The organism is Candidatus Margulisiibacteriota bacterium (assembly GCA_041661965.1).
GTDB lineage: Bacteria > Margulisbacteria > WOR-1 > O2-12-FULL-45-9 > XYB2-FULL-48-7 > XYB2-FULL-45-9.
In genome coordinates, this window is sequence record JBAZTH010000002.1 from 536,821 (window position 1) to 552,788 (window position 15,968).

Sequence of the window (15,968 nt, forward strand, 5' to 3'; positions counted from 1 at the left end):
CGCGGGTGTTAATTTAGAAAGGGGATAGAAAGATGGAAAAGCAATTGGAAGTAAAAGTATTCGGGAAACCGGGCTGTGAGTTTTGCAAGACGACGGTGAAGAAGTTTGAGACCTTTTTCGGCCGCTGGAATATTAACGACAGCCAGGTAAAACTATCATTTTTTGACATGGAAACGGTGGATGGTTTGGCGGAAGGGGCTTTTTACAGCGTGACCAAAATCCCGGCGACCGTGATCGAACATCAGGCCGATATCGTTAAACGCTGGGACGGCAAAGTTCCGCTGTCGGAAGAGTTCAAGGAAATATTTGTCACCGAAACGGTGGTTAGTCCTAAAGAAATCAATTAACCGCGCAATTAATTGCGCGGTTAATAATAAGGCCTAAAAAGGAAACCTGCGGCCTGCCTACCGGTAGGCAGGCAATATCGCCGCGGTTTCCTTTTTTGTTGATTATAATTTTGGCCTGATAACGATCGCGTTGCTGACTGGTGAGGAATAGCCGTTGACCGGTCGGTTAACGATCTTACCGTCGATCCACATGGTGGTCGAACTGCCGCCGTCCAGGTTCATCGCTTCGATCGCGCCGAGGTTGATCATTAATTCCGCCAGCTCTTCCAGGGTCATGCCGATACTGCTCTTTTCGTTCCGGTTTTTCTTTTGCCGTGGCAGGCCGTCGACGGTCACGAGCAGTATCTTGTTGTCTTTGGTGATCCCGACGGCGGTCCGGGCCGCCCGGCTTTTGGCGATGTCGGCCTTAAAATTTTCCTCATTTTTTGAAACATAGACCTGATTGTTCTTGACCAGCCGGGGGCCGCCGGAGATCATGTGCAGGATCGTGCTGGGCGAGCTGATGTAAGGAATGACCCTGATATGGAGATCGACCGGATCGCCGATCTTAAATTTTTCGGTGATAACCTGGCTGACCGTTCCGGTCGTTGAGAGGACGTACCCGTCTTGCGGGATGGTCGAGTTGGCCAGCCCGATGCCGGCGACTTTGGAATTAACGACCGATAATTCCACGCCGCCGCGTCCGGCCCCGGTTTTTTCTCCCCAGGCCGGGGTGTACATGATAACGGAATTATCCTTGATCCCCTGATTGACCCCGGTAATATCGAAGCGTTCGTTGGCCGGGGAATTGAAATAACATTCGATCATGATATTGTCGATGTAGGCGTTGCCGTCGTCGGAGATGATCAGCGCCGTCCGGTCGTAGATGGGGGTCGAGACCAGTTCTTTGTCGACAAGAAGGGTCCCCAGTGGCTTGCCGTTGTAAGCGAAATAGGTCCCGTTGATCGCGGCGACCGCTCCCTGTTCCTCGGCAATACTGCCGACCGTGGCGCGGAAGAAGTGCTGGTCCCCCTTGTCGTTGTCTTTTTCGTCCCAGGGGGTGACCGCGCCGGCGAACGATTCCAGAACGTTCGGTTTGTGCTTGCGGGCCAGAGCGGGAGAGATCTCGGCCTTGGTGGGATCGATCTTCAGGACCTGGGCGATGACCCGTCCATTCTGGGTCCCTTTGTTGACCGTCAGCGATTCAACGCCGTCGATGATGGTGCCGCCGGAAGTCAGATTGGTGAATTCCCGGTCGAAATCGACGATCAGGCGGTAGGGTTCGGTCAAGGCGAAAATATTGTAGGGGATCGGTTCGCCCAAAGGAATGCTGATCTTCAGGCCGTTCTCTTCTTTTTCGACCTCAAAAAAGCGGATAATGACGTCGTTGACTTCAACGTAGCTTGGAATGTCGCGGCTCGCTTCGGCGTTTGGAAAATGGAGGACGATCTTTTCCTTGCTTTCTTCCGGCGCGTAACTGAAGATCGAGTTGAAGTCAAAGACCGCTCTGATCCTGTCCGGGTAGTAACCCAGCCGGATCTTTTCCAGGCGTTCGGCTTGCGCGAGGGAGAGGGCGGCGCAAGCGACGAAAGCAATTATAAAAGATAAAATTCTCTTCATTGCTTATTTTTTTACTCGGATAGTATTATAACACAATTAAAGGGAACGCAAGAAGCCGAGCACTTCATTGGTGACCCATTCCGGAGTGGAAGCGCCGGCGGTTACGCCGATCTTGACTTTGTTTTTCAGCCACTCTTTGTTCATTTCCTGAAGGGTCTCGATCTGGTGGGTTTCCGTGCCGGTTTGAGCGCAAAGCTCCGTCAGCCGGGTGGTGTTGGCGCTCATCTTGTCGCCGATGACCAGCATTAGCTCGACTTGTTTGGCCAGCTGGGCGGCGGCATTTTGCCGTTGCGAGGTCGCGCCGCAGATCGTATTGTGGACTTCAACCGCGGCCTGCCTTTGTTTTAATTCCGCGGTCAGGCGTTGGAAGCGTTCTTCCGCCTGGGTCGTTTGGGCGAGCACTCCCAGGCAGGTTTCTTTGTCGATCGAAAGTTTTTCCAGATCGGAAAGATTTTGGATCACGATCCCGTGTCCCCGGCTCCAACCGAGCAGTCCCTTGACTTCCGCGTGCCCCCGGTCGCCGACGATGATTACCTGACAGCCTCTCCTCCCCAGGTCAAAGGCGATTTTTTGGGCTTTTTTGACCCAAGGGCAGGTCGTGTCGACGATCTTCAAGGAGAGCTTTTCCGCTTCGGCGTAGATCTCCGGCGAAACTCCATGGGCTGAAATAAGAAGGGTTCCGGACGTTCCCGGCGGGATCTCGCTTAGCGCGGAGACGCTGATAACGCCTTGCGCTTTAAGCCGGTCGACGACCTGTTTGTTGTGGACCAGGTTGCCGAGCATGAAAAGGGGCTTATTCCCGGCCTCTTGCAGGGCTATTTTAAAGGCGCGTTCCACCCCGATGCAGAAGCCGGCGTGTTTGGCGACGAGGACCTTCATTTTAGAATCTTGGCGTTTCTTAGCCGTTCGATCGCCGCTTCGATCCGTTCTTTCGGCAAGGTGACGGCAAAGCGGACGTACCCTTCGCCGGAAGTCCCGTACCCGCTGCCGGGGACGACCAGGATGCCGCATTTTTCCAGGAGTTTTTCGGTGAACGAGGAAGAAGTTTCGCCTTTGGGGACCGGGACCCAGGCGTAGAAGGTCGCTTTCAGGTCGGCCATCTGCCAGCCGAGCGAATTGAGCCCTTTGACCAGGGCGATTGCCCGTTCTTCAAAGATCGCGTTGTTGTCGGCGACGCATTTTTGGTCGGCCGATAATGCCTCGATCGCGGCGAATTGGATCGCCTTAAAAGCGCCGCTGTCAATGTTGGACTTGATCGTTGCCAGAGATTGGACCGCCTCGGGGTTGCCGACCGCCATCCCAATCCGCCAGCCGGTCATGTTGTAGGTTTTGGATAACGAATGGAACTCGATCGTTACATCCTTGGCTCCCGGAACTTCCAGGACGCTGTTAGGCTTGAACCCGTAACCCATCTCGGAGTAGGCGAGATCGGAGACTAATAGGAGCTTGTGCAGTTTAGCAAAGGCGACTGCTTTAGCAAAGAAAGTTAGGTCCGCCACGGCGCCGGTCGGATTGTTGGGATAATTGATATAAAGGAGCTTGGCTTTTTTTAGGATCGGGGCGGGGATCGCTTCAAGGTCCGGCAAAAAACCATTGGCCGCAGTCAGCGGCAGATCATAAGCTTCCCCGCCGGCTAGCGTTGTGGCGATCTTATAAACCGGATAAGCCGGGTCGGGAACCAGGGCGATGTCGCCCGGATCGATATAAGCGAAAGAGAGGTGGGCGATCCCTTCTTTGGAGCCGATCAGACTGCAGACCTCGCTAACCGGGTCTAATTGGACGCCGAACCGCTTGTTGTACCAGTCGGCGACCGCCCGGCGAAAAGTTAGTTCTCCCTTTGTGGAAGGATAATTCCCCGCTTCTTTGGTTTCCAGGACTTCGTGCATCTTCTTAAAGATATGCGGGGGGGTCGGTAGGTCCGGGTCGCCGATCCCGAAGTCGATGACGTCGACTCCCGACTTGATCAGTTCGGCCTTTTTCTCTTCGATCTTAACAAAGAGATAGGGCGGGATCTTCTCGAGCCTTTTTGCTTTATTCATGTTCGTATTTTCCTTCAAAGACGGTTTCGGCCGGGCCGCGCATTAAAACATGTCCGTCCTCGCCCAATTCGATATCGAGGTTGCCGCCGGGGAGCCGGACCAGGGCGCGCCGTCCGGTCTTGCCGGCCAGGTTGGCGGCGACCAGTGCCGCGCAGGCGCCGGTTCCGCAGGCGAGCGTTTCGCCCGCTCCGCGTTCCCAGACCAGGACCTCGAGCTCTTTGTCACTTATAACTTTAACAAATTCAACGTTGGTCCGGTTGGGGAAGTGAGGATCATTTTCAATCTCCGGTCCGATCGATCCAAGATCGATCTCTTCCAGGTCATCAACAAAAATTACCGCGTGCGGGTTCCCCATCGAAACTTCAGTTATCTCGAAAATGTCATTTTTAATTTTTAATTTTTCATTTTTAATTTCTTTCGGTTCTCCCATATCGACTTCCACGCCGCTGATCCGGCCGTTCTCTTTAATGATCGCCGGCAGAAGGGTGCCGGCGGCGGTTTCCACGGAGATGACTTCTTCGGTCAACTGGTCGGTTTCGTAAGCGTAGCGGGCGAGACAGCGGATTCCATTGCCGCACATCTCCGCCTCCGAACCGTCGGAATTAATGACCTGCATCCGGTAATGGGCCTTGGTCGACGGCCAAAGCAGCAGCAGCCCGTCGGCGCCGACGCCGAAATGACGGTCGCACAGATCGATCGCCAGTTGTTTGAGGTCGAGGCCGTCAAGTTTAACTTTTCGGGCGTCGATCAGGATAAAATCGTTTCCCAGGCCCTGCATTTTAGTAAAGTTAATAGTAAGCGGCATAGGTTCTTTCACTCTCCCAGACGATGATTTTATTAATGTTCTTAAAACGTTTCTTCAGCATTTCAAAAAGATATTTCGCCAGATTTTCCGAGGTTGGGTTGATCTTATCGAACGGGGCTGTTTCGTTGATGTATTTATGGTCGAACTGGTCCAGCGCGGCCGCCAGGCCTTTTTTGATCACTTTGAAATCTTCCAAGAGGCCGAGCTTGTTTAGTTTGGTCCCGCCTAAAAAGAGCTGGATCCGCCAGGTGTGGCCATGGAGGTTTTCGCAGGGGCCTTCGTAACCCCGGAGGGCGTGGGCGGCGTCAAAAGTGTCTTCGACCATTAGTTCAAACATGCCTATATTTTACACTATTTCAGAGGTAAATTCACCATGATCGCTTTGGCGATGGTTTTTCCCAGCAGCTTGGTCCCCAGTTCCTGAAACGGGCGAGGCTGACCGGTAGTTAGGTAAGTGTAATTTGGTTGATCGGCCGTTTGTTTGATCGTCTTGAACTTCTTAAGCAGGGCTTTGGCTTCCGCGACCGCTTCGCCGGCCGGATCGATCAGGGTAATTTCCGGGCCGGCCACTTCCCGGATCACTTTGGCCAGATGGGGATAATGGGTGCAACCGAGGATCAAAGTATCGATCTTTTGGGTAAGCACTGGAGTTAGGCATTCCTTGACGGCCCGGCGGACTTCTTCCCCCTCCAGGTGTCCTCCCTCGATCAGCGGGACGAAGAGCGGGCAAGCCTGGGAGGTCACTATGATGTCGCTGTTGATCGAGCGCAGCGTTTTCTCATAAGCGCCGGAATTGACCGTTCCGGCGGTCGCGATCACGCCGATTCGTCCTCGCCTGGTCGCGGAGAGAGCGGCGCGGGCTCCCGGCTCAATTAGGCTGACCAAATATACCGGGAATTCATCTTTAACGACCGGGTAAGCGATCGAAGAAGAAGTGCCGCAAGCCATAATGATCAGTTTTGCTCCCCGTTTGATCAAAAAAGGAATGATTTCCCGGTTAAAGGCCAGGATCTCTTCCGGCGGGCGGTTGCCGTAAGGGACGCGCGCGGTGTCGGCAAAATAAATGACATCCTCATGCGGCAATTGGCGCATGAGCTCTTTTAGAACGGTCAGGCCGCCGACCCCGGAATCAAACACGCCGATTGGAGAGGAAGGGGTGACCTTTCCTTCTTCCGCGGAGCTTGGTTTTCCAAGGATCCTTTCAGTGGCGACCCGGCTAACGTGGGCTATTTCGGAAATAAAGCTCGACCCCTTTCTTAATTGATTTTGCGATCCGCTCTTCAAATTCAGCGGAACGGGCCAGATCGGCCTCCTCATTATTGGAGAGGAAGGCCGGTTCCAGCAGGACCGCCGGCATTGTCGCGTGTTTGACGGTGAAAAAACGGACCCGGCGCAAGCCCCGGTCTTTGCGGCCAACGCCCCTGATTAACGATTCATGCATGATCTCGGCGAAGCGGCGGCTGACCGGATTGTAGTAATAGGTCTCGGTCCCGGCAATTTCACGGCTGTAAGTAGAATTATAGTGAATTGAAATGAAAATGTCAGCCCTTGTTTTGTTGGCGAAATTAGTCACGTCGCTAAGGCTGGAGCGCCGATCTTCATTGCGCGTCATATAAACGGTCGCGCCGGCTTCGCGCAAGAGAGCCGCGACCCGTCTGGCCGTGGCAAGCGTTAAATATTTTTCTTGGATCCCATTGCAGGCGGTCGCCCCCGGGTCGTCACCGCCGTGTCCGGGATCAATAATTATCGACTTGCCACGTAATAATCCATGAACATCTGATTTAGGCTTAATCGCGGCTATTTTAGGCGATAATTTGACCGGCTTGAGCGGCGCGAATTTTGGCTTAGTATTTTTTGCTTCCCAAGCGTATTGGTCTTTATATGAGCTGGCGGAGCGGGCGTAAAGTTCGACCACCGTTTTATTCCGGCCAAAGACATTAACAATGTCATAGTCAACGTCATGCTTTAAGTTGATTATCAGCCGGGTGGTTGTGGCGTTTTTTTGGATAACGGAAAGGCTTTTTATATGTTTTAATTTTCCTTTTATCAGTTCAAAATTAGGCGATTTTTTTGTTTCCGGAAAATCAATATAAAGGGTCCTTTCCAGCAATAAGCCTTTAGCCTCGGTCCAGCCGCTGGTGCAAACGTCAAGATATTCAATCCCCCGGTCGCGACCGGCTTCAATTTGAGTTAGAGCGGCTGGGTCGGCAAAAACCGGTGAAAACAATAATATTGAAACCAGCGGCAATACGAGGGGGTTACCCATGTTTTTTCGCTAGGGCGAGCAAGGTTTCGCTGGTGTTGAGCGTCGGGTCGTCCAAGACTTTTTCCAGTAAATAATCAAGCAGTTCCCCGATCTTCGGTCCCGGCTCAAGATTAAGAGCCGTCATCAGGTCGTTGCCGTTGATCTTGAGGTCCTTAATGTGCAGGGCGTTTTCCGCGGCGATTATTTTTTCGATCCGCTCGCCAAGCTCGGTTAAATAGTCGGTCCCAATGGTCGCTTTCATTGCTTTGGCGTCGGAACGGCGAAGCTCGAAGATCGAGGCGACGTTCTCCGTCCCGCCGATCCGGCGGATAAAGCGGCGGACCGCGGCGTCGCTCCAGTCCGGGCGGTAATCGAACATGTGGTTGGCGATCAGCGACGTTACCTTCTCGATCTCGGCGTTACCGAAACGGAGCCGCCGCATCAGCTCGGCCGCCATAACAGCTCCGACCCGGTCATGATTATAATATGTTAAGCCTTCTTGGCAGGCGGGCTTGCCGATATCATGCAGCAAGGCGGCCAGACGGAGGACCAGGTTATCGGCCGGGGCGGCGTCGCAGGCGCGCAGGCTGTGCCAATAAACGTCGTAATTATGATATTCGGCCGGTTGTTCCACGCCGTAACAGGTCTCGATTTCCGGTAGCAGGATCGTCAGCAAACCCGTTTGCCGCATTAGTTCCAGGCCGATCGACGGCGTCGCGGTTTTGAGCAGTTTAACCAGTTCGTCGTGAAAACGTTCCGGCGCGACCTTTCTGACGGTTTCGAGGGCCATGGGAATCGCGGCCAGAACGTCCGGAGCGACGGTAAAATTAAGCTTGGCGGCCAGGCGGCAGGCTCGGATCGGCCGCAAACCGTCTTCGCCGAATCGGTCAAGCGGGTTGCCGACGGTTTTAATCGTTCGTTTTTTTAAGTCGGCTTGTCCGTCAAAAAGATCGATCAATTCTTTTGTTTCCGGGTCATAAGCAAGCGCGTTGACTGTAAAGTCCCGACGGGCTAGATCGTCTTTCAATTCAGAGGAAAAAGAGACGCTTTCCGGATGGCGGCCGTCGACGTAGCGGGAGTCGGAGCGGAAGGTGGTTACTTCGTACCGGCCTTCCGGCCGGAGGACCGTGACTGTGCCGAACTCTATTCCGGTCGGTACGACTTTTTCGAACAAAGCGCCGACTTCGTCGGGCCTGGCGGAGGTCGCGATGTCCCATTCATCGGGAGCCATCCCCAGCAGGGCGTCGCGGACGCACCCGCCGACCAGATAGGCCTGGAAACCGGCGGCTTTCAGGGTTGAGATTGTTTTTATCGCGCCGCTATCTATCTTGAACATGACCCGGTAAGTATAACATAAAAAAACGCTTGCATTTATTTTTGACATGTTATAAAATTCTCACACAATCGTGAAGAGCAAAATATTAATACTGCTGGTCTCGCTCTCCATTGTCTTGACCGGGACTTCCTGGGCGAACTGGGTTACGCAGGAAACCGGCACCACGCAAAACATCAACTCAATTTACTTTGCCAGCGACACTGTCGGTTACGCGGTCGGCAACGCCGGCGTCGCCTTAAAATCAGTTAACGGCGGCACGACCTGGTCAAATTTCGCCGGAATGAGCGCTTCTTCTTTTAATGATGTGTTTTTTCCGGCGGTAACGGAAGGTTATTTTTTAACGACCAGAGAAGCTTATCAAAGCAACGGGACGACCGTGACCGAGATCGGCTCGACCTTTGCCGTCGCGTCCGGGACCGATTTTTTGCGCGGCTCCGCTTACGGCGCGCGCCGTTCGATTGTTGGCTATAACGCTGGAACTTCTCCGGCGACCAGCTATCTGATGACAAGCGATGGGGCGGGCTGGACAACCACCGATATTACGAATTTAATCCTGGGGACCGGTTTTATCGTCAACGGAGTTTTTACGACCGGTGAAGGGGTTTCGATCGATACCTGGTTGTGGGGTGAAACTCTCACCGGTTCGCATTGCGCGATCAATTTTGACACCTCGACCGGCACCGTTCGGAGCGTTTCCTATTTCGCGGCGGTGTTAAACGACCTCTTCTTTTACGATCGCTTGGACGGCTTTATCGCTTTGGCCGACGGAACGGTTAGCAAGACGACGACCGGCGGGACCGGTTGGACGAATGTCGATCCGTTCTCTTCGGCCAGCGGTTCCTTGAACTCCGTTTATTTTATTACTAAGGATTTCGGCTGGATCGCCGGAGATGGCGGGGCTATTGCTTACACGACCAACGGCGGGACCAATTGGGGGATATACGATCTTTCTCCTTCGACCAATGTTCAGGATATTTTTGTCCGGCTTGTTTATCCGGGGGAATTGGCCGGGGTTTACGCTTACATGTGCGGCGACGGCGGAATGATCTATCGCTTACGCTCTCCCAGTATTACCGCGTTGAACCCCAGCACCCAATACCAAGGCTGGATCGGCACGATGGAAGTTACCGGTGTTGATTTTCTGCCGAGCGCTCCGGGGACGAACCCGCTGCAATCGGCTTTTATTAAACCGGGAGAGACCGCCTTTGATTTTAATGTCGATGTCCGTTCCACGACTTTTGAGAGCTCCAGCCGCATTATTCTTAATGTATTTATCGATCCCAGCTCCGAAACGGGCGCGAGGGATCTTTTGGTCGCTAATCCCGATTCGACCGCGACCCGTGAGCTTAACGCCCTGAACGTTGTGGCCAGAACGGCCGACGTCACGATATCCAGGGTTAACATTAACGGTAATATTTATCCGGAAGCTTTGTCTTCATCCCTGCCGGCGACGACGATAACGAGCAATCCGCTCATCGGCTTTGAGATAAACACCTCGGTTGGAAATCAATTGAGCCTGGCCAAGATCAAGTGCAAGGTCGTCGCCAGATATAATGACGGGACCGACACGGTGACCGTGATCGAAGATGTTTCCGCCGATAATATTACGATCGATTCGACCGTTTTTCCGCCGACCAGGGCGACGGTTTCCGGTTTCAGATTTAACGCTAATTTGCCCACCGACGGCCGAGCGGTAACGGTCTTCTTTTATGCCGAAGACGACAATGCTCACGTTGGCATTATTCGCTACGATCTTTACACGGAATCGAGCGGCGGTTCAACCGCGGTTGAAGAGACCAGGGCGATCACCACTCCGATCGAGATCGACGGCAGCGGCAATTTCTACGCCACCGTTTGGACCAGGAACGGGACCTTGCCGCCGAGGATCGAGTGGATAATTGTTAGCGGGGTTACCGGGCAGGTCCTTTATCGCAAGACTCACTCCCTTTTAAGGGTGTCCGGTATGGGGATAATGGATGTCAGTACCCGCGCCGACCGGGTGAGATTGACGGCAAGTGTTTCCGACTTGCGTCATGATAAAGGGGCGCAGATTGCCAAAGCTTATTTCTTTGACCCGGCGACCGGGAAAAAATTGACGACATCGTCGATGTTGTTGATCCCTGGTTCGATGCTTCAGCATCATGTCCCTTAAGGATTGGTAGTTCAATGAAGAGAGTTTTAGCTCTAATAATGATTGTAATGTTCGCGGGGATCGCCCTGGCGCAATACGTTGCCCAGGACCCGACCCGTTATATTCCTAATGCCAGAGTGCTTGGGTTGGGGAAGGCTTATATTGGTTTATCTGATGACGCCGGCGCCATGTACTCCAATCCGGCCGGTATGGCGGGCCTGGAAGGCTGGCAGTTGTCTTCCATGTCCGGGAAATTTCTCGACGAATATACTTATCTCTCGGCTTCCGGCTTGTACGCGACCGATTACGGGGTGATCGGTTTCGGTTTTGCCGGGACTTCGATCGGCGGCGCTTTTGCCACGACCATTGAAGCGGCCTCCGATCCCGATGATCCGATTTACGTTGTCGATTCTTCCCAGCCGGTCATGGGGAACTACAACAACGCTTTGGTCATTTCCTACGCCAACGAGTTGAAGAAGATGGGTTATCTGCGCCTGGACAAAGTACCGTTCGCCGATAAGCTCTCGATCGGCGCCAGCGTCAAGCTATTCAAAGCCGCCCTTTTCGGCGACAGCATCGTCAACGGCGATGCCAGCGGCTATGAGCTTGATCTTGGTATCACCGCCAAGCCGCAGAAATGGCTGAAGATCGGGTTGACCGCTTCCAATATCTTGCCGTCCAGTATGGGGGGCAAATTAGTTTACGCTTCCGGCCACACTGAATCATATCCGGCGATCCTTTTTCTTGGTTCCAGTTTTAACCTGCTTGGTAAAGAGGACAGCCTTTATAGGATCGGCGAGCATCAATTGAAGCTTCTCGGTGATTTTGAACTGCACCCGACCATGACCGGTTACCCGGGCCTCCTTCACCTTGGGGCGGAGTGGCGGCCGCTGGAATATATCGGGTTGCGCGCCGGTATCGATCAGGATTCGGCTGGCGATGGGAACGGCGGGTTGACCACCGTTTCCGACATGGCCTACGGTGTCGGACTTTATTACGGCGGTTTCCGTTTTGATTATGCTTACCATACTTTTGCCGGCGCGCCTAACATTGATAATAGTTTCTTCTCGTTGTCATACTCCTTCCAGCCGGTGAAGATCGAACTGCCGAAGGAGGCTTTCAAACTCTATTCGCCGGCGGACAAGACGATTACCTTTGCCGGTCAGGTCCCGGTTTCGGGCGAGGTCGTCGATTATCGGGTCAAGAGCCTGCGGGCCAACGGGGTGCCGGTTAAATTTACGCTAAAGGGGGCTTTTGCCACGACGTACGATCTTTCGATCGGCAAGAACGCCATTTCGCTTGAATCGTGGTCGGAAAAGAATTTTATCTTCGGGAAACGGCCGCGGCTCCTCCGGCTCATTACCTTCCCGGATGTGCCGATTGGTTATTGGGTTGATAAACCGACCTCAATGCTGGCGATGGCCGGCGTGATCACCGGCTATCCGGATGGGACTTTCCGGCCGGAGGGGAACATTACCCGCGCCGAAATGTGCTCCCTGCTTATCAAAGCGCTGATCGGGGTCCCGACGCAAGATGCCTCGAAGGCGGCGTTCAAAGATGTTTCCGCCAAACATTGGGCGGCGCCGTTCATTGCCGCAGCGGCCAAGAAAGGGGTTGTCCTGGGCTACCCGGGGAACCTTTTCAAGCCGAACGGGAAGATTACCCGGGCTGAAGGGCTCTTGATGATCGCCCGCTTCGCCGGGATCCAGGAAGACGTTTACCTGAACCAGTTCCCCGATATTAAAGTCAATCACTGGGCGGCCCAGCGGATCTCCGGCGCCTATAATGCCGGCCTCCTGGAATACCTTAAAGGCCGGGGCTTTGAGCCGAACAAACAGCTGACCCGCGCTGAAACGGTGGAGATGCTCAATCGGACCAAAGTTGTGTTGGATCTTTTAAACAAAGATCTGCTCAACTGGGAGAGCTATTAAATGGTTGAAATAACTCTAAATCAAATAGCGGTCTTAATTGAAAAAGTCGGCGCCGATGTTAAAACGGTTGCCGAGGGGCAGAAGGTTTTCCGCTCCGAAATGGCGCAAATGAAACAGGAACTGAACGAGAAGATAGAAGCGAATAATTCTGCCCTAAAGTGGGTTGCCAAAGATTTGGGCGGTCGGATTGATGAAGTTAAGAAAGCCCTGGGCGAGGTTAAGGAAAAAGTCTGGAAGATTGAACGGACGCTGGACGCGCATGTCAAACTGCCGGTGCACGCGTGATTTTAAGTCGGGGTCGGGGCGAAAATGATTCAAGGAGGAAAAAAATGAAAAATATTCGAAGTGTCTTTATGAGGATCAATTACGTTTTGCTGGCGCTTTTGGCCTGCTTACTGATCGCTCCGGCGCAAGCGGAAATTCCCGAGTACATTAATATCCAAGGCGTTTTCTTGAAAGATGGGGCGCCTGTTGCGGCCGGCGATTATGCGTTGAGGGTTCGAATTTATGACGGTGCGACAGTCGGCAATCTTCTTTGGACCAGTCCGAATGCTTTAGTCGCCATAGACGACAAGGGATTTTTCAGTAAAAGAGTCGGCGGAAACAATTTAAATTCTCCAAATCAACCGCTTTCACAGTTAAGCTTTGATAAACCATATTACGTTGAAGTTTCAATTCTGAACGCAACGTACACCCAAACCCTCGCGACATTAACTCCGAGACAGCCTCTTTCGGCCGCTCCTTACGCGATAACGGCTAAAAATCACCACGGCGGTTATATTAATATGGAAACTGACGTTGTTAATTTGAGCGGGACATTAACTATTGTTGATAATTGGAATATCAGAACGGTTGAGGTTCCCAAAAAGAACATGCTGGCCGGTTGGATAATCTTGGACAACGTAGATGTCCTATGGGGGACCGGTTATAACGCGAAATCAAGCTGGTTTCAACTAAAGATCAACAACGACAACGTAAAAACAGATTCCATCGTTTTAATAACCCCGAAAACCGATGAAAAAGCGGTTTTAACGGAAGTTGGGAATGGTTATTTTAAGGTTAAAGTGACGAATAACAACGCCGTTATCTCTTACGTGATAGTTAATTCAGTAAACCCTGTTTCGGCGGTCCCGCCGCCGTTCAACCATGCTCCTCAAGCGGAAAATGTTTCGTTTTTAGTCGCGCCGAGCTCGTTTGTCGGCAAAAAAAATCAATGGGTCCAGATTGGCGAGCTTGACGGTTATGATTACGAAAATAATGCCAATGTCGATTATTATATGAATGACGGAACGACAGGGGATCAAGCAGGGACGACAGGATATAATTGGACGATGCGATTAACCGGGAAAAGTGTTGAGTACATGATCAAATCAACTTCATGGTATGACGCTATTACGAAGCTGCCTACAAACTCGGAAATGAATTTATTTGATGCGTCGGGGACGAGTCCGGACGAGCATCGTTGGTATTACTGTCAAGATAAAGGATTGAATGGGGAAGACGTAAAGAAAAGCCCTTCCGCTGATCTTTACGCTAGCGTGGGCAATAAGCCTTTGTATCCCCCCAGTGGTTGGGGGGAAGAAACCACGGGCCCTTGGCCTCCGATCCCTCCGCATGAACCAGATTGGGGTTTCAATGAAATGCTTAATTGGCAGCAAGAAGTTGTTAATCCTGTAATTGACGCTCTTGGAAACCCGTTAACTGAAGCCACTAATCCTTTACTGTCCGGAATAAATAATGCTTTTGCTTCTAAGACGACCCTTACACAATACGCTTTAAAAACCGAAGTCGCCGGGTTGGCGCTGGCCGACAACTCCGTTACTAGTCCGAAGTTGGCGGCCAATTCCGTCACTTCCGACAAAATCGTCGATGGGGCGATCTCTAATGCGGACATCGCGACCGGCGCCGGCATTAGCACAGGGAAAATCAGCGGCTTGGTTTCGGCGATCACCGGCAATGGACTAAAAAGCCTGGCTTATAAAGATGCAGTTTCCGATGCCGATATCTCCGGCCTAAGCGCCAGCAAAGTATCAGGTCAGTTTACCGACAGCCAGATTTCTGGTGTCAGCGCCAGCAAAGTATCAGGCCAGTTGGTCAGCAGTCAATTGGCTGATGGCGCGATCTCCGGCGCTAAGTTAGCCGCCGGAGCGATTGCCGGAGCAAGCGCGTTTAAGACGGTTGCTTCTGTTGCCGCCCTGCCGGCTTCGATCGGGAGCGGCGCGCTGGCCTTTGTTAACTCCGGAGTGTTGGGTGAAACCGGAATGTATATGGATATGCAGGGGGGGAGCTGGCATAAGATCAGCGCTTTCCGGGCGCCGCTGGGTGATATGGACGGAACTTTGCCGACATCTAAAATCTCCGGCTTAGGAACGCTGGCGACTAAGAACGCGGTTGATTACAATTCCGCGGATATTGCCAATAAGCCGGCTTTGGGTTCGCTCGCCTATAAGAGCTCGTTGATGGCGACCGATATCCCCGCCCTTGACGCCTCCAAGATCACCAGCGGGACTCTGTCGACGACTGCGATCCCCAACCTTGACGCTTCCAAGATCACGACCGGGACGATAAGCCTGTCGAAAGTGACTTTCTCCAATTCAACCGAGAACCTTTCGAATTGGATGGAATATCAAGCGGCCAGATCAATATTATTTATGGGAATGACCCTTAATTTTCCGGCCATGTTGAAGTTTAAACAAGGGTCGACTTTTAACGGCAATGTTTATCCGGCGGTTACTTCGACTGATGATACAACCGGTTATTATCTGGGAACGTCGAGCTTGAAATGGCGCAGGGTTTACGCCTGGAAGTATTACGGGACGAACACGGCCATTACAGCCGGCGACCTTAACGAAAAGCACAATGTTTCCGGCGCGGCCGAAGACGGCGACGTCATGATGATTGCCGGAAGCGACCAAATGGCGGTTTGTAATGTCGCCAATTCGACCAAGGTTGCCGGGGTTTACCGAGGAACTGAAGGCGGGTTGACGATGAACGAAGAGCTAAAAGACGGGAAGCCGATCGTCTATACCGGCCGTTATGACGTTAAGGTTGACGCGACCAGCGGCGCGATCGAGCCGGGAGACCTTTTGGTCAGCTCTGCCAATCCGGGCTACGCCATGAAGGCACCGGCCAATCCGCAGGCTGGAACGATCATCGGCAAAGCACTCAAAGGAATGACGGCGGGACAAAAAGGAAAACTTTTAGTCCTGGTGACTCTGCAGTAGAGGGGACTAGGTAATTAGGATATAGGCAATTAGGGTGATTAGGATGACCATAACGGATAAAGATGTTGAAAAGTTAAAAGAGGTCTTCGCGACCAAAGAAGATCTGGCCAGGCTTGAAGCGAAACAAGATGGTTTTCAATCAGAGGTCATAACCGCTTTAGATAAAGTTATGGATGAATTGGTCAAAGCGCGGGAAGACCGGACGCTGGCGATCGGTAAAGACCGGGAACAGGATCGGCGGTTGGATAGATTGGAAGCAAAAGTCGGTTAAGGAAATTGCTCTTGCAATAAAAATGCAAAAACGTATACAA

Annotated in this window: 14 protein-coding genes; 6 read left to right on the forward strand and 8 right to left on the reverse strand. The window is 52.6% G+C overall.

All coding sequences use genetic code 11. From position 1 onward, the window contains the following. Nucleotides 1–32: 32 nt before the first annotated feature. Complete coding sequence (locus WC772_05565) at nucleotides 33–347, forward strand: thioredoxin family protein (protein MFA6170221.1); 315 nt, start codon at nucleotides 33–35, stop codon at nucleotides 345–347. A 102-nt stretch (nucleotides 348–449) separates the two neighbouring features. Here WC772_05565 and WC772_05570 read toward each other — a convergent pair whose 3' ends face one another. Genes WC772_05570 through WC772_05605 form a run of 8 tightly spaced genes read right to left on the reverse strand, consistent with a single transcriptional unit; the run spans nucleotide 450 to nucleotide 8,419 of the window. Further along, nucleotides 450–1,946, reverse strand: a complete 1,497-nt coding sequence (locus tag WC772_05570; GenBank protein MFA6170222.1) for a phosphodiester glycosidase family protein — start codon at nucleotides 1,944–1,946, stop codon at nucleotides 450–452. A 36-nt stretch (nucleotides 1,947–1,982) separates the two neighbouring features. After that, nucleotides 1,983–2,825 carry a 4-hydroxy-3-methylbut-2-enyl diphosphate reductase gene (locus tag WC772_05575; GenBank protein ID MFA6170223.1) on the reverse strand — a complete coding sequence of 281 codons (843 nt, stop codon included), beginning with the start codon at nucleotides 2,823–2,825 and terminating at the stop codon, nucleotides 1,983–1,985. Next, nucleotides 2,822–3,985, reverse strand: a complete 1,164-nt coding sequence (locus tag WC772_05580; protein MFA6170224.1) for an LL-diaminopimelate aminotransferase — start codon at nucleotides 3,983–3,985, stop codon at nucleotides 2,822–2,824. The genes WC772_05575 and WC772_05580 overlap by 4 nt, the downstream gene beginning before the upstream one ends. Further along, complete coding sequence (gene dapF / locus WC772_05585; protein MFA6170225.1) at nucleotides 3,978–4,790, reverse strand: diaminopimelate epimerase; 813 nt, start codon at nucleotides 4,788–4,790, stop codon at nucleotides 3,978–3,980. Before dapF ends, WC772_05580 begins: the two co-directional genes overlap by 8 nt. Next, entirely contained in the window at nucleotides 4,774–5,127 is a 354-nt protein-coding gene (gene queD / locus WC772_05590; GenBank protein MFA6170226.1) for a 6-carboxytetrahydropterin synthase QueD, read from the reverse strand. The genes dapF and queD overlap by 17 nt, the downstream gene beginning before the upstream one ends. Before the next feature lie 14 nt (nucleotides 5,128–5,141). Then, nucleotides 5,142–6,074, reverse strand: coding sequence for a glutamate racemase (gene murI, locus WC772_05595; GenBank protein MFA6170227.1), 933 nt, complete (start codon nucleotides 6,072–6,074; stop codon nucleotides 5,142–5,144). Beyond that, nucleotides 6,007–7,056 (reverse strand): N-acetylmuramoyl-L-alanine amidase, encoded by a 1,050-nt coding sequence (locus tag WC772_05600; protein MFA6170228.1) that lies wholly within the window; start codon nucleotides 7,054–7,056, stop codon nucleotides 6,007–6,009. Before WC772_05600 ends, murI begins: the two co-directional genes overlap by 68 nt. After that, nucleotides 7,049–8,419, reverse strand: coding sequence for a CCA tRNA nucleotidyltransferase (locus tag WC772_05605; protein MFA6170229.1), 1,371 nt, complete (start codon nucleotides 8,417–8,419; stop codon nucleotides 7,049–7,051). Before WC772_05605 ends, WC772_05600 begins: the two co-directional genes overlap by 8 nt. A 22-nt stretch (nucleotides 8,420–8,441) precedes the next feature. Here WC772_05605 and WC772_05610 point away from each other — a divergent pair, with 22 nt between their 5' ends. The 5 genes from WC772_05610 to WC772_05630 are packed head-to-tail and all read left to right on the forward strand — an operon-like array spanning nucleotide 8,442 to nucleotide 15,928. Continuing rightward, nucleotides 8,442–10,523, forward strand: coding sequence for a hypothetical protein (locus WC772_05610; protein ID MFA6170230.1), 2,082 nt, complete (start codon nucleotides 8,442–8,444; stop codon nucleotides 10,521–10,523). 14 nt (nucleotides 10,524–10,537) lie between these two features. Beyond that, nucleotides 10,538–12,433: an S-layer homology domain-containing protein gene (locus WC772_05615; GenBank protein MFA6170231.1), complete on the forward strand. Its 1,896-nt coding sequence runs from the start codon at nucleotides 10,538–10,540 to the stop codon at nucleotides 12,431–12,433. Further along, nucleotides 12,434–12,718 (forward strand): hypothetical protein, encoded by a 285-nt coding sequence (locus WC772_05620; GenBank protein ID MFA6170232.1) that lies wholly within the window; start codon nucleotides 12,434–12,436, stop codon nucleotides 12,716–12,718. It begins immediately after the preceding gene. 44 nt (nucleotides 12,719–12,762) lie between these two features. Then, nucleotides 12,763–15,657 carry a hypothetical protein gene (locus tag WC772_05625; GenBank protein ID MFA6170233.1) on the forward strand — a complete coding sequence of 965 codons (2,895 nt, stop codon included), beginning with the start codon at nucleotides 12,763–12,765 and terminating at the stop codon, nucleotides 15,655–15,657. Between the two features lie 43 nt (nucleotides 15,658–15,700). After that, nucleotides 15,701–15,928, forward strand: coding sequence for a hypothetical protein (locus WC772_05630; protein ID MFA6170234.1), 228 nt, complete (start codon nucleotides 15,701–15,703; stop codon nucleotides 15,926–15,928). Nucleotides 15,929–15,968: the final 40 nt, after the last annotated feature.

What these genes read in the sequence shown, in the direction of transcription:
- WC772_05565 (MFA6170221.1), top strand. Translation starts at nt 33, where the DNA reads ATGGAAAAGCAATTGGAAGTAAAAGTATTCGGGAAACCGGGCTGTGAG.
- WC772_05570 (MFA6170222.1), bottom strand. Translation starts at nt 1,946, where the DNA reads ATGAAGAGAATTTTATCTTTTATAATTGCTTTCGTCGCTTGCGCCGCC.
- WC772_05575 (MFA6170223.1), bottom strand. Translation starts at nt 2,825, where the DNA reads ATGAAGGTCCTCGTCGCCAAACACGCCGGCTTCTGCATCGGGGTGGAA.
- WC772_05580 (MFA6170224.1), bottom strand. Translation starts at nt 3,985, where the DNA reads ATGAATAAAGCAAAAAGGCTCGAGAAGATCCCGCCCTATCTCTTTGTT.
- dapF (MFA6170225.1), bottom strand. Translation starts at nt 4,790, where the DNA reads ATGCCGCTTACTATTAACTTTACTAAAATGCAGGGCCTGGGAAACGAT.
- queD (MFA6170226.1), bottom strand. Translation starts at nt 5,127, where the DNA reads ATGTTTGAACTAATGGTCGAAGACACTTTTGACGCCGCCCACGCCCTC.
- WC772_05600 (MFA6170228.1), bottom strand. Translation starts at nt 7,056, where the DNA reads ATGGGTAACCCCCTCGTATTGCCGCTGGTTTCAATATTATTGTTTTCA.
- WC772_05605 (MFA6170229.1), bottom strand. Translation starts at nt 8,419, where the DNA reads ATGTCAAAAATAAATGCAAGCGTTTTTTTATGTTATACTTACCGGGTC.
- WC772_05615 (MFA6170231.1), top strand. Translation starts at nt 10,538, where the DNA reads ATGAAGAGAGTTTTAGCTCTAATAATGATTGTAATGTTCGCGGGGATC.
- WC772_05620 (MFA6170232.1), top strand. Translation starts at nt 12,434, where the DNA reads ATGGTTGAAATAACTCTAAATCAAATAGCGGTCTTAATTGAAAAAGTC.
- WC772_05625 (MFA6170233.1), top strand. Translation starts at nt 12,763, where the DNA reads ATGAAAAATATTCGAAGTGTCTTTATGAGGATCAATTACGTTTTGCTG.
- WC772_05630 (MFA6170234.1), top strand. Translation starts at nt 15,701, where the DNA reads ATGACCATAACGGATAAAGATGTTGAAAAGTTAAAAGAGGTCTTCGCG.